6 protein-coding genes are annotated in these 15,220 nt (G+C 47.4%); 1 reads left to right on the top strand and 5 read right to left on the bottom strand.

Annotated elements, in window-relative coordinates; genetic code table 11:
* Positions 1–219: 219 nt before the first annotated feature.
* Entirely contained in the window at positions 220–1,743 is a 1,524-nt protein-coding gene (locus HUF13_RS11870) for an HD-GYP domain-containing protein (RefSeq protein WP_173475332.1), read from the top strand.
* Here the strand turns inward: HUF13_RS11870 and HUF13_RS11865 are convergent.
* The 5 genes from HUF13_RS11865 to HUF13_RS11845 all read right to left on the bottom strand — a co-directional run bounded on the left by HUF13_RS11865 (position 1,736) and on the right by HUF13_RS11845 (position 14,964).
* On the bottom strand, positions 1,736–5,368 hold the full coding sequence (locus HUF13_RS11865; RefSeq protein ID WP_173475331.1) for a response regulator: 3,633 nt from the start codon (positions 5,366–5,368) through the stop codon (positions 1,736–1,738). The two genes, HUF13_RS11870 and HUF13_RS11865, sit on opposite strands and share 8 nt — an antisense overlap.
* A gap of 233 nt (positions 5,369–5,601) precedes the next feature.
* Positions 5,602–7,449 carry an endo-1,4-beta-xylanase gene (locus tag HUF13_RS11860; protein ID WP_173475330.1) on the bottom strand — a complete coding sequence of 616 codons (1,848 nt, stop codon included), beginning with the start codon at positions 7,447–7,449 and terminating at the stop codon, positions 5,602–5,604.
* Positions 7,450–7,729: 280 nt separating this feature from the next.
* Positions 7,730–9,559, bottom strand: coding sequence for a cellulase family glycosylhydrolase (locus HUF13_RS11855; protein ID WP_173475329.1), 1,830 nt, complete (start codon positions 9,557–9,559; stop codon positions 7,730–7,732).
* Positions 9,560–9,962: 403 nt separating this feature from the next.
* Positions 9,963–11,627 carry a carbohydrate-binding protein gene (locus HUF13_RS11850; RefSeq protein ID WP_173475328.1) on the bottom strand — a complete coding sequence of 555 codons (1,665 nt, stop codon included), beginning with the start codon at positions 11,625–11,627 and terminating at the stop codon, positions 9,963–9,965.
* 337 nt (positions 11,628–11,964) lie between these two features.
* Positions 11,965–14,964: a glycoside hydrolase N-terminal domain-containing protein gene (locus tag HUF13_RS11845; RefSeq protein ID WP_173475327.1), complete on the bottom strand. Its 3,000-nt coding sequence runs from the start codon at positions 14,962–14,964 to the stop codon at positions 11,965–11,967.
* Positions 14,965–15,220 lie beyond the last annotated feature (256 nt).

The raw sequence follows: 15,220 nt of genomic DNA, 5'->3' as shown, positions 1-15,220 counted from the left end.
CAAAAAGAAAATGTAGAAAAACAAGGAGAATTTCACGTTCGGGAGAATGTCAACCGAAGTCAAACGACTCTAAACCGGAATATAAGAGTGCGGAAAAAACGAAAAAAAAGCCTATATCAATAAATTCATAGTATTACAGTTACCACTTTGGGCCGTTTTTTCTTAAATTAATGTAACACAGCGTTATGATTTTCCAAACGCACAACACGAATTAAGACAATGAATAATGAGAGGGCTAAAATATTAATCGTCGATGATGACGCGATGAACAGAGTCGTGCTTTCCGACCTGCTTTCAGACGAATATGATATCATCGAAGCAAAAGACGGCGACGAAGCCATCGAGATTCTCGAAAAGATGGCAAAGGAAATTACGCTCGTCTTGTTAGACATGGTTATGCCAGGAAAAGACGGACTCGAAGTTCTTGAAATCATGAACGAAAAGGAATGGATCAAAGGCACTCCGGTCGTGATGATTTCTGCAGAAACATCAAGTCCACATGTAGAAAAAGCTTTTGAACTTGGCGTTACCGATTTTATCTACCGTCCGTTCGACCAGATGGTTGTTCAAAACCGCGTGCGCAATACTATCGGGCTGTACGTGAAACAGATGCGCCTTTCGGAACTCGTAACAGACAAGATTTACGAAAGAACGCGAAACAGCGACATGCTCATTTCCATCTTGAGTCACATCGTCGAATTCCGTAACGGTGAAAGCGGCCAACATGTTTTGCATATCAAAAAGATTACGGACATTCTGTTACGCGCATTGAACAACCGCACTAAAGAATACAATCTTTCCGAAGAAGATATCAGCACCATCGCTACAGCCTCTTCGATGCACGATATCGGCAAAATTACGATTCCCGATGAAATTTTAAACAAGCCCGGCAAACTCACAAAAGAAGAATTTGCAATCATGATGCAACATTCCATGAATGGCGCCCAAATGCTTGACGCCATCCAGTTCTTCAAGAAAGAACCTTTGATGAAGCATGCTTACGATATTTGCCGCTGGCATCATGAACGCTGGGATGGCCGTGGTTACCCCGACGGACTCAAGGGAAACGAAATTCCCATCAGTGCGCAAGTTGTCTCTGTCGCTGATGTTTACGACGCACTGACTAGCGAACGCTGCTACAAGAAGGCATTCTCCCACGAGAAAGCTCTCGAAATGATACGCAACAACGAATGCGGAGTGTTCAATCCATTGCTTTTGGAATGCCTCGGCGATGTTGCCGACCGACTACCTCAAGAAATCAACGACAACAGCATGAGCCATTTAAGCGAAGCTGAATTCGCAAAAATAGCAAGGTCCATTTTCGAAAGTACCGAAGATGACAATTCAGACAATATCGTTTACGAGCAATACATTAACGAGCACAAGAAAAGCAAGTTCTTTGCATCTTTGCATAACGGGGTTACTTTCGAGTACACCTACGAGCCCTCGATGCTCAAGCTCAGTGCAAAAAAATCTAAGGATTTGAGTTTCCCGAAAACGATGGTCGAACCCGAGAACAATCCCGAATTCTGGAATATTTTTGGACGAGACAACTGGGATGAATTTGCCAAGCTATTGCATGACCCGCAGCTCAACAACGACGCCTTTATTTTCAACAGCGATATGAGAATTAAGGGTGAAAAGAGGCCCTGCAAAATCAAGGTGCAACAGAATTGGAATAGGCGCGACCCAGAGAATCCAGAACTTATTTCTGTTTATGGTTGCGTGGAATTTCTTAAATAAATTTCTTTAGAACTTTTCTGAACTTACCGATATCAATCGGTTTCGCGACATGTTCGTTCATGCCGGCATCGAGTGCTGCTTTACGGTCTTCTTCAAACGCATTGGCCGTCATTGCAATAATCGGGACATTCCGGAAATATTCATCGCGCAAATCCCTAATGCGGCGAGATGTTTCAAGGCCATCCATAATTGGCATTTGCACATCCATCAAAATCATGTCATAGCAGCCAGGCTTTTCGGCACAGAGCTTTTGTAGAGCCACGCTTCCGTCTTCGGCATAATCCACAACAAAGCCCATTTCTTCTAGGACATTCTCTGCAATTTCACGATTCAGTTCGTTATCTTCGACAAGGAGTATTTTCTTTCCGGAGAAATCATCCTCCTTTTCGTTTTCTGTCTTTACATCGTCTTTCAGCACACCAATGGCACGCCCCAAGACTCCATGCATTTCAGAAAGGAACAAGGGCTTACTAATAAAATCGGTCACGCCGGCTTCACGAGCGTTTTTTTCAATGTTCGTCCAATCATAAGCCGTCATGAGAATAATCGGATTATCGTTATTCGGAATCGAACGAATTTGGCGCACCACCTCGACACTATCCAAATCGATCATGAAATCATCAACGACAATAACGCCATAGCTTTCATGCCTTTCTATCGCTTCTTTCACGCGCAGAACCGCCTCGTTACCATACATGGTCCATTCAGCCCTCATTCCCAAACGGCGAAGCAAGCTTGTCGCACTGGAGCATGCATTGTAATCGCTTTCAACGACAAGGGCACGCGCATTTTGCAAAGCCACAAGATTTGAAGAATCCACCGTCGAATTCTGAATCTTCAACTTGAGACGAACTATAAATTCTGTTCCCTTGCCGGGAGCACTTTCGACTTCAATCGTACCGCCCATCATATCGACAATTTTTTTCGTGATGGACATGCCAAGCCCAGTGCCCTGCGTCTTGGAGAGCGTCGAAGTACGTTCGCGTTCAAACGGTTCGTACAGAACTTTCAAGAATTCGGGACTCATACCAATTCCATCATCCTTGACATGGAACTCGAACATTCCCGTAGTTTCGTCTTTACTTGTTTCTCGCACAATCACATGGATATTTCCACCCACAGGCGTAAACTTGACCGCATTCGAGAGCAAGTTGATCAACATCTGGTGCAATCGCAATTTATCGCAAACAACATTTTCGTTTTCGATATCAAAGCAATCCATGTAAAGGTTTTGCTGCTTTGCATTGGCTTGCCCCAAAACAATTGTATTCAAGTCATGCATAATTTCGGACAAGTTACAATTCACTTCTTCAAGGCGAATCTTGCCCGACTCAATACGGCTCATATCGAGAATATCGTTAATGAGCGAAAGCAAATGCGTACTGGAAACAACCGTTTTATCCAAATAGCTCTTGACCGCAGAAGGGTCATCCAAGTTGTTCAAAGCCAAATTGGTAAAACCGATAATAGCATTCATCGGCGTGCGAATATCATGCGACATGTTCGAAAGGAACATCGTCTTTGCCTTATTCGCAGACTCGGCCTGCACCAAAGCCTTTTCCAAAAGTCCTTGTTGCTCTTCTAGCGCGATTTTCTGTTCTGCAATTTTAGCATCCAATTCCATCTTCTGCGCAGTCACATTGTCGATGAACATGAATGCCAAAATAAAGCTCATCGGAATGCCGTTTTTACGTTCAACGACAACAATCGTTGCACGACGCCATTCTCCTTTAAGCGCCCTATAATTGTATTCGCGTTTGTCATCATCGGCCAAATATGAACGCATGAATTCGACACTCGACATGTTTTCCCAGGTTTCACGAAACTCCGGAAGAACGGCCTTGCTAAATTCAAGAACGGCACTGCTGTATTTGGTGTAGCCGCCGTTGGTGCTTCCCTTTTCATAAATAGGCGACTCGCGGACGCCGCGGATGGTATCATCTTCAAGATTTACGAAATAAACACCAAAATAGTCTTCGTAAAGTTTACTATCGACATAACGGTTCAGGATTTCGGCATCCTTGTCGGCAAACCCGAGCACAACGGCACGCGGTTTTTCATTTTCAGGCCCGACTTTCACGAATTTCATTTCGCAAAAACGTGCAACACCGCTTTCATAACTGCGGTACTGTGTAATGAAAGACTTTTGCGCATCAAGTTGAGCCTTGATTTTTTTGATAGAACCGGCATCAAGCACCATTTTCTTGTCGAGCTCGTAGACAAAGCTATCAACATACATCTTGAATGCATCGGAATAATGGATACCGCTCGAAAAAATCTTTCCGAATTTCGATTCCGTATTTGCATTCATCGTGTAAGGGGTAAGGCTATCCGTTTCGAGGTCAATGTAATAGACTGATGAATATTCCGTTGCAAGGACGTTAATGATATCGAAGTTGCGTTCCATATTGCGTTCGCGCTCTTGCCTTGCAATAACCTCTTTATGGATATTGGAGACAGCAATAATGACATAATTATCCACGGAGTTAGACAAAAGAGCCTTGAGGCGATAATATTGAGGTTCGCCATTGACCATTAGCCTGTATTCCATGGAAAAGAATCTGCTGTCCGCAAGCTTCGATAGCAAATTTTCACGTTTCAGCGTCGAATGCATTTTTTCCATATCCTGCGGATACACAATTTTCTTGATATCCCTGGCACATTCCTGGAAAAAATTTTGCCCAGTCGTTAAAAGCTTAAGCTTGATATAGCTGCCTTCCTGACTGAACATATCGTACGATTCGTCTTTCAGATTTATGTAATAGATGATTTCGTACTCGACACTTAGCGCATTCGCAATTTCGGAAAATTCGCGATTCATCAAATCCGTGCGCATTTTTTCGTCACGGTCTGCAACACCAAGCACAACAACCGATGAATTTTCGTCGGAAATCCGAACGAACTTCATCTCGTGGTAGCGGCCCTCTTTATTTTGGTATTCAATTTCAAAATGGCCAAAATTCAAGAGCTTTTCACGGATATTTTGTACTGTCCCGCCAGCCAAGACCTTTTCGCGGTCTTTATCGCATACAACTTCTTTAGCGTACTTTTTAAAAGTTTCGGAATACGAGCTGTTATCGCGAATTGTCTTTTGGAAACCGGTTCTTGCTTCCTTTTTTATAAAGGAAATAAATTTATCCGTATCAAGATTAATGCGAAAAAGAGCTTTGTATTCAGACGAAATGGCCTGGATAATGCGGTTGTTTTCTTCAATTTTTTGACGTTTACGGACTTCATCATCCACGTTCAAAAAACAGATGGCCATGTGGTCTTCGTCGCGACCGCGAGTCACCTGAAGTTTGCAGTAACGTTCCTTGCCTGTTACCATTTCGCGCACGACAAACGAAAAACTACTTTCTCTTTTGAGGCGTTCACGGACATACTCCGGCGATGAAAGATCTTTCAGCTGTTCACGATCTTCGGGGCGGACATCTTCGGAAATAAACTTTTTAATGGCTTTTGCGGCATTTTCGCCATTGCCGTACTTTTTTTCGAGGCCTTTTTTACGATAGTAAACAACATATGTCAAATCAACAAGATTGACATAATATGCGGAAATAAACTGTTCATAGAATATATCAGCAAACAGTTCGGCGTAAGCGGCTTGATTATTACCATCACTCATTTCGGCTCCCACTCGGTAGTTAAATAAAATACATCATTTTTGCGCGCTCCGATAAAATCGAGTAATAAATTGTCAATTATTTTGAATAATTTCATGCACTTACCCCATTCCAGAACAGATGCAGGAGGCCAAAGGAAGCTGGTGTGGCCGCAAAAAAAAGAACCTTCGAGGGTTAACTCGAAGGCCTTTGGGTATTTAAGGCTCCCTTTTGAGGAGTATGGATTAGGAACTTTTTAGCGAGTCACGCGAACAGTCTTCACCATGCCGTTCTTGACGGAGCGGAGCATGTAGATACCCTGGATCTTAATATCACTGGTGTTCTTGAGTATGGACACAGCTTCGTCCATAGTGTAAGCACTCATGCGACCGAGGCGGACACCGTTCATGTCAAAGACATCGTAAGCACCAAGCGTCGGAACTTCGTAGTGAACCGGAGCCACGCGGATACCGACACCAGGATCGTCGCCGCCCTGACCAGGATTATCACCACCCTGACCTGGGTCTTCACCATCGCCCTTGACGAAGTTGATGTAGTCGATGTCGAAATATTGCTTAGTCACATCGAGGCGGAGCACATGCTTGCCTGCGGTGAGCGAAACCTTCTTCTTCACATCAGAGAATTCATCGAAGCTAGATCCAGTGACTTCGAATTCAGCAAGAGACTTGCCATCGATGGAGAGCGTGAATCCCCCCGTACCATCAGAAGCGACGGACGCAATTGCAGTGTAATCGCCAGCTTCAGCGACATTGATGGTGTATTCGTACCAGTCGCCAGTCGTGTTATAGCCGAGAGCGACGCCAGTTGCCTTCTTGTAAAGGTCTGCACCGGTATCCTTGCGGTAATCGGAATCGCCATGGTTTTCGGTATCATCGCCATAGGATTCATTGCTCGTACCGTCTTCGTTCTTGCCCTTGCCCGGAATGTCGAAGTCTTCAACTTCAATCTTGCCCGGAACAGCGAGCGCTTCGCCCTTGAAGGGGAGCTGCGGTTCAGGTTCAACTGGGGTAACAACGCCAGTTGCAAGACCGGTAGTATTTACACCCTTGTTCTTGGAGAGGTAATCCTTGAGCCAAGTCATTGCCGGGCGGTCCGTAACCTTACCGTTACTTTCCCTGATAATACCGGAGTTACCGCCGGAGGTCCAGGTGGCACCATAGAGGTAACCCCAAATGGTGATACCTGCGATATGTTCATTTTCCATGAAGTAGGAAATCTGCTGAGAGTAGCAGTTCTTCTGGTCGTTATCGTCGTTACTAGCGATATCGTATTCAGAGATGAACAGCGGAATCTGAGTCTTGTTCCAAATTTCTTCAATAGCGCTCTTGAGCGTATTGATGTTCAAGCAGGAACCGCCACCGCCCTGGCCACCAGCCTGACCGCCAGAAACCTGCATGTCGTGAGCCTGCAAGCCGTAGGCATCCACCGGAGCACCGGCCTTTTTCAGTTTCTGAATGAGGTCGATACCTTCATTCTTCTGCCATTGGACGGTGTTATAGTCGTTATAGATAAGGATTGCGTTCGGCCAACGTTTGCGAGCCATTCTGAACGCTTCGGCGACAAATTCATAGTTGCCATTGTCACCACCGAGAGCAGCGATGATGTTGTTGTTGCCCTGAGAGCCATAGTTGGAGTGGTACTTGCCACCAGACTTGATAGCTTCGTTCACCACGTCGATCATTTCGAGATCCGGATAGTGCTTTGCAACTGCATCCATCCAGTTCGTGATAGCAGTCTTGGTATCAGCTGCGCTAAGGCCATTCAACCAGTTAGGATACTGGGAACCCCACACGAGAGCGTGGAACTTGAAGTGGCCTCCGTTCTGCTTTGCCCAGTTATAGGCAGCATCGCAACCACGCCAGTTGTAGTTACCGCGGGAGCCTTCGATAGAAGCCCACTTACATTCGTTTTCTGCTGTAATCTGGTTCCACAGTTGCGTAAAGTCACTACGGACCGCTCCGCGAGTAGTGATGTTACCAACAAACTTTGCAGCGCCATCAGCCAAACCGGGGCCAGCAAAAGCGCTTACTGCACCACCCAAAAGGGCAGCGGTCATTATACCTTTCATGAATTTTGATTTCATATCCACATCCTCATATAAGTAAGAAACCCCATACAACCATTATAAACATATCCTTGTATTTGAAAAATTCTCGCAAAACGAAAAAATTTATCATTGACAAAATGTCCATAATGGAATTTTTACAAAACGCTTTTTGAGGTAAAAACCTTTAAAAATCCCATTTTTTTAAAGCACGTCTTGCGGGCGGGGCCCCACAGGGTAAAAAAAGAGCCTTCGAGGGTGAACTCGAAGGCCTGTGTGGTATTTAAGGCTCCCTTTCGGGAGTCTGGATTAGGAAATCTTAGCGAGCGATACGGACAGACTTGACAGCGCCATTTTTCACAGAACGAAGCAGGTAAAGGCCCTGGACCTTGATGGCGCTCGAACTCTTGAGCATCGTTACGGCATCGTTCATGGAGTAAGCGCTCATGCGACCGAGGCGGACACCGTTCATGTCAAAGACATCGTAATCGGTAAGCACCGGCGTTTCCATGTGAGCCTTCGTGCGGATTCCAATTTCGCCCTTGCTGACAAAGTTGAAGTAGTCCACATCAAAGTATTCTGCAGTCACATCCATACGCAAGATATGCTTGCCTGCTGGGAGTGTCACGTTTGCAGTAACATCGAAGTAATCATCCCAGCTAGAACCCGAAACAGGAACTTCAGCTACGGACTTGCCATCGATGGAGAGCGTGAAGGAGGCGGATTCGCTTTCCGCTGCAACAGAAGCGGTCATGGTGTAATCGCCGGCTTCTGCGATATTGACCGTGTATTCCAACCAATCGCCAGTCTGGTTGTAACCCACGATAACGCCTGTAGCCTTGTTGTAAAGGTCAACAGCCGAAGCGTCATCCTTGCGGTAGTCGGAATCGCCATGGTTTTCGGAATCATCGCTGTAAGAAGCGTTGGTCGTACCGTCTTCGTTAACACCCTTGCCCGGAACGTCAAAGTCTTCGGCTTCGATTTTGCCCGGAATTTCGCGCACCTTGCCCTTGAACGGAGTTTGCGGTTCCGGTTCGACAGGAGTGAAGGTCACATCGTTCTTCCCCTTGTTAAGATTTTTGGCAAAATAGTCTTCGAGCCAAGTCATTGCAGCACGCTTCCTACCGTCCTTTTCCATAATTCCAGTATTAGCGGCCCATGTTGCGCCATTGATGTAGCCCCAGATGGTAATGCCAGCAACCCACGGAGTTTCCCACATGAACGGGATCTGGTTGGCGTAGTCATTCTTTTGCTTGTTGTCATCGGCTTCACCGATATCGTATTCCGAAACCAAAAGCGGAAGGCCAGTTTCGTTATGGATTCTCGTCATTTTGCTTTCGAAATCGGACTTGCTCATGCCCTTGCAGTCGTGAGCCTGCTGGCCGTAAGCATCCACCGGAGCGCCATTCTTGACGATGGTCTGAATGAGTTCGATACCTTCGTTCATCTGCCAAGAGAGCGTGTTATAGTCGTTATAGATAAGCACAGCCTTCGGCCAGCGTTCGCGAGCCATCTTGAAAGCGGTTGTAATAAAGTCATACTGGTGCTTGCCATTGACAACACGGTCACCACCGAGAGCTTCAATGATATAGGAACCACCGCATTCGGTATCATCGGTACTGCGGCCTTCGGCACCTGCAGCCGGTTTACCGTAACCGGAGTGGTAGTTGTCGCCGGCCCAAATTGCTTCGTTCACCACGTCAATGTATTCGAGATCCGGGAACTTTGCGGCGACGGCATCGAACCATTCGGTAATGTATTTCTTGGTGAGTTCTACGGTAATGCCCGGATTTTTCTTTTTGCAAAGGAAGTTCGGGTACTGAGATCCCCAAACGAGAGCATGGAACTTGAAGTGACGTTCGCCCGGTTTTTCCTTGGCCCACTTGTAAGCACCTTCGCACTTATCGTAGTTGTCCCAAGCGAACTTGCTTGTACCGCTGTTACCGTTAGAAAGGGAATGGATTGAACCCCACTTACAGCCGTTTTCGGGAGTAATCTGGTTCCAGTAAGTGCCCATATCGTCACGGATTTGGCCACTTGTAGTAATGTTACCGACAAACTTAGCACCGCCATCGGCTAAAGCTGCATTTGCAATAGAGGCAAATCCCGCGATAGCTACAACAGCAAGAGAGAGAGAGATTTTTTTCATAACCCTAATCCTTATACCAAAAAAAGTTAAACCCCATATAACCATCCTAAACATATTCTCGTTTTTAAGGAATGCTCAAAAAACGCAAATACTTATCATTGATAAAAAATCCATGATGGAATATTTTTGGTTGGAATCGAAGTTTTTTTTGAATGCAAAAATGTACGTCATGCGGGCGGGGCCCCAGCTCAGAGTGGCGAAGGCCGCACGGGCCCCTCCCTGCACCCACCCCATCCTTGGCCGACGCTTTTATTCTCACAACGACTTTATCCCTTTTCACATTTGCCAAATATCTCACTACAACGTTATACAATGCTTTTTTAAGCATTATAATTTCGGTTGGAACCGAAGTTTTTGAATGCAAAAAGTACGTCATGCGGGTGGGGCCCCAGCTCAGGAATGTTTATTTAACACGGTGGCCGGTGAGGTCGAAGCGTTTGCCGTTTTTCTCGATGTAGAGCTTGTTATTTTGGACGCGAAGGCGCGGGGTTGCATTTTCGAGAATGCCAGCAGGGACTGCCACGCGGGATGCGCGGATTCCAACAGATTCTTCGCATTTTTCGCCTTCGCAGAAACGGATGTTGTCGATATTCACGTAATTCCCGACGATTTGCATTTTGAGGATGTGTTCGCCGGCAGCGATTTCGCCCAACCTAGATTGAATAGCGGAGTAATTCGACCAATCTTCGCCCTGTTTTGCAATGATGCTGTCAGAAACGGCCTTGCCATCGACAAAGAATTGCACGCCGGCTTTTTCGGAAGCGGTCGCCATTTGCACTTCGACTGAGTAGGTTGCAGTCTTTGCGACATTGACCGTGTACTCGAGCCATTCGCCATCGTTCGTGAATCCAATCGCATAGCCTTTCGAGAGGTCGGCGGAATCCAAGGCGACGATATCCACAGCATCCTTGCGGTAGAAACCGCCTTCGTTGTCGGAAGACTTGTCGTAGAACGAGACGCGGCTGCCACCGAGGTCATAGTTTTCGGCTTCGATTTTACCAGGGATTGCAGCAGGCTTGCCTGCGATTGCTTTTCCATCCGCATCAAAACCGCCAAACGGATCCTGTTGAGGAGGCGTTGTTTCAACGGTATCGGCCCAAGCCATTTGCATGCGGTCCACACCGGACTGGTTCACTATCTGGAGCTTGGTGTTTACGCCTTCCCCGCTGCGCTTGGTCATACTGTACCAGTCGCCATCGCGGAGACCCGGCCAGTAGAAACTGCCCATTTCCCATTCGCGCAGCTGATCGGACATGCCGCGGATGTAAGCCGTGAAGTAGTTGGTGGGAGCCTTGTTGTAATCTTGATAATCGTAATGCACGCCGTTCTTTTCGCCAGGAGACATGGCGCCACCCCATTCCGTGCAAACGGTGCGATCGATGTATTTGCCCACCTTGCCCTTAAAGCTGTTTTTCCAGCCTTGTTCGGTGGTGATGCTCATGTTCCAAAACGTGTATTCATGAACGGCAAAGAGGCAGCCTTCAAATCGCGGGTCGTCAGCGATGTCCGGGACGTTCCAAGCGAGGCCGGAGCCATCGAGCAAAATGTGGTCGCGCGGGACGTTCGGGAATTTCTTGAGCCATTCCGCATAGAGATTGCGAAGTTCGTCCTTGCTATACATGTGCGGTTCGTTGAAAATTTCAAAGTAGGCGTTCGGATGGTCGCCGTATGTTTCGACGAGTTTGGCCCACATTTTCCACCAATCGTCCATGTTTTTGGGGCCCGCAGGCTGCGCAGGGCCCCAATAGCCCATAGCCACACGACCATGTTCAAGGGCTGCATCCAAGGCGCCCGAATACATGTCAAAAGCTTTGAGAATGGTCGGTTCGTTCACCGGCATGCGCACGCTGTTTGTACCAAGCACTTCTTGGAACTGCCCGACAATACGGTCGGCAATGGCATAAGCCGATTCGTGATTGTCCGAAAGGCTAAGGCCCGAAAGCACCAGCACATCAGAGACGAAGTTGTCGCGCTTATCCGCCCAGTTGACTCCGCGGAACTGGCTTGTAACAGCGAATGAGTTTGCGCAAAGAAAAAAAGATAAACCAAGAACTCCTAACGTTTTCATAATAGCATCCTTTTTTAATCGTTCTACTAACCCACTTATAAAAGTATTCTATGGGGAGCGGGATGGCGCATGAGGAGATGCAAGTTGTTTTGTCAATTTATCAATAGGAAAATTCCCGCTATCGCGGGAATGACTATAAAAAAAGACCCCGGACTTTTTCAAGTTCAGGGCTTTGTGAGTGAGGAGGAATTTTTTATGAATCCTATCGGGTTCCGCGAATCCTCAAGGACGATAATGACTACGAAGAAAACAATTGTATGGATTCCCTCCTTCGCCTTGCTCAGTCGAGAATGACCAAGCCACGAAGAGAAATGACGTTAAGGAGGGTTGAAGTTTGCTAGCGGACGGAGAGTTTCATGGTCTTTTGGATGGAGCCGCTCTTGACGATGGCAAAGTACATGCCGGGTGCGAGAGAAGCGCTCTTGCCAAACTCGGCGAGGCCTTCGCCGTGGCCGCGTTGCGTTCCAATGTACTGTCCGTTGACACTAACGAGATGGACAACGTAATCGTTTGCGGGAGCGTTTACCATCAAGGCGATGGATGCACTCGAATGCGGGACGCGGCTTACAGAGAGCGAAGCATTATGCATTTTGACCTGCGGGAGCGCCGTCGGATCAGCCTTCAAATCATACCAGTCCACATTGCAGAGGTACGTGTCTTCGCCGGTGTATGTAAACGTGAGTTTTTGCTTACCTGCCGGGAGCGCAATCTTCGTAGAAACTTCGTACCAATCATTCCAGCCCTTAGATTTTGCGGGGTCAACAGAGAGCGTTCCGAGGATTTTGCCCGTAGAATCCGTGACCGTGATGATGCTTTCTTTTTCGGAACCTGTTGCAACGCGACCCGTCAAAATGTAACTACCAGCAGCCGGAACATTGATGTAATACTGTGTCCAGTCGCCATCGTTAATCCAGCCGATGTTCGGAGTGCCCAAGGAATCTTCTTCAATTTGCACACCATCCATAGCCACATAGTTTTCGGCTTGAATTTTGTCTGTAATTTCGAGCGGTTCGAACGGAGCATTCGTGATTTTCAAATTGCCATCGAATTCATAGACCTTGCCTGGAACGGTCGAAGTCGAGAATTTATTTGTACCAGACACAACATTAAGCGTGCTACCGACGAGAGATTTAATTGCAACATAGGTCAGCTTGCCGCCCTTCCATGCCATGGAATCGATTTCGAAACCACCGCGAGCGCGGATGCCCTTCACGGAGCCGTTTGCCCACTGCGACGGGAGAGCCGGAAGCAAATTGATTCTGTTGTTATGGCTCTGCATGAGCATTTCGTTCACGCCGGAGACTGCACCAAAGTTACCATCAATTTGGAACGGCGGATGGGCATCGAACAGGTTGTTATAAGTCTTGCTCGGCGTAAGCAGCATACGAATCATTTTGTAAGCGTGGTCGCCGTCATGCATACGCGCCCAGAAGTTGATTTTCCAAGCGAGAGACCAACCGGTTGCATCATCGCCGCGCTGTTGAAGCGTAACTCCTGCACCCTTGATCAAGTCCGGTGTTTCTTCCGGGGTAATCTGAGCACTCGGGAAAAGTCCGTACAAATGAGAAATGTGGCGGTTCTTGTTATTCGGATCGTCCCAGTCTTGGAGCCATTCCGTAATTTGTCCGTACTTACCGGTCTTTGTCGGCGGCAAACGCTTGACAGTTGCTTCCATCTTGGCGCGAACATCTTCATCAACGCCAAGGATCTTGGAGGCTTCGATTGTGTAATTCAACACGTCGCGGATAATCTGGTTGTCCATCGTCGGGCCAAAGCAAACGTTGTAGCCGCCGTGATCGTTTTCCGGAGAATCGCTCGGAGCGGTCACCAAATACTTATTGCCCGTTTCGGGTTCTTCGACGAGGCTGTTCACGAAGAAGAGCGCAGCCCCTTTCATCGTCGGATAAACATCTTGCAAGTACGCCTTGTCAGTCGGATTGTAGAGGTAGTGTTCCCAAAGATGCGTACTGAGCCAGCCTGCGCCACTCGGCCAAAGGCCCCATGCGCCATCAATCGGAGCAGAACGGTTCCAAAGGTCAGTATTGTGGTGTTCGACCCAACCTTCGTCAACGCCCCAGTGCACTTTTGCAGTCTTTTCACCTTGCGGGACCATGCTCTTGATTTTATCAATGAGCGGCCAAACGCATTCTTCGAGGTTGCCAGATTCTGCCGGCCAGTAGTTCATTTCGAGGTTAATGTTGGTCGTATATTTACTGCCCCAAATCGGGTTCGTGTCCTTGTTCCAAATACCCTGCAAGTTAGCCGGCTGGCCACCCTTACGGGAACTTGCAATGAGCAAGTAACGACCGTACTGGTAATGGAGTTCTACGAGAGAGGGGTCGTTTGTAGAATTGAAATTCTTGACACGCGTGGACGTGATATCGCCAGCGCTCTTGTCGGCTGTACCGAGATCCAGCTTGACGCGGTTGAAAATAGTCTGGTAATCCTTGAGGTGTGCGGCAAGCAAATCTTCGTAAGACTTCTTTGCGATCTTGGCCATGATTTCAGAAGCGATTGCGCCCGGATCACCGCTCACATCGTTATACGATTTGAAGTTCGTTGCAGTTGTGAGCACGAGCGTTGCGCTGTTTGCGCCTTCGACATTGATGTTGCCGTTGACGACACTGACCGTGCCGCCGTCCGTAATCACGTTCAAGCGATTCTGGAACTTGATGGAGTTGACGGTCACATCGTAAATGAGCGTGTTGCCACTAGATGACATGCGGTTTGTGCGGTGCGGCGTGGTCATGGTTGCACCAAAGCTCACGGAGCCGCTCTTGTCAGCAGACAAATGAACGACAATTACATGGTCTGGATAGCTTGCGAAATATTCACGGGTATGCTTGACACCGCTATGCGTGTAAGTCGTCTTTGCAATAGCAGTTTTTAAATCAAGTTCACGGCGATAATTCGTCGCCCCGTTATGGGATGTTGTAATCACGAGATCACCCACCGGCTGGAAACTTGCAGGACCAGGGCCAATCATGTACTGATTCACGATGGATTCTGCAGCACGGTAGTCGCCACGGAACAACGCATCACGGGCTTCTTTCAAGTGGCTTGCAGCACCTTGCTTGTTGTTATCGCCAGGACCGCCCGACCAAACGGTACTTTCGTTTAGGCCAATGTAATCCTTGGTGACGCCACCGTAAATAAGGCCACCCATGTAGCCGTTACCAATCGGGAGCGCATTCGTAAATTCGGTACCGGCATCGCTATTGTACCAAAGCGTAAGCGGATTGTCCGTCGTCGCAAAAGAGCTTGTAAAGCCCACAGCGCAAACAAACGCTGCAGAAGCAATAACGCGGCTTGCTAAAGATTTCTTTGTACTAAACATAATGTTCACCTCTTAACCTAAACACACCTTTTATCAACTCCTCGCCTTACTTCGACATGGCTCAGCGCAGGCAGTGCAAGTCGCGAGGATGACAAATAAAAAAGGAACCTATTCCCACAATAAAAAATACCCCTCGGAGAGGGGTTTTCATATAGTCAAATAATTCTTCTCATTGATTTTTTATCAATAGGAAAAGGTCTCGCCGCCCAAGGTGCATTTTAAATGCAAAAAGTACGTCATGCGGGCGGGGCCCCAG

The sequence above is a fragment of the Fibrobacter succinogenes genome (assembly GCF_902779965.1).
Lineage (GTDB): Bacteria > Fibrobacterota > Fibrobacteria > Fibrobacterales > Fibrobacteraceae > Fibrobacter > Fibrobacter succinogenes_F.
This window is presented reverse-complemented; position numbering and strand designations above follow the sequence as displayed.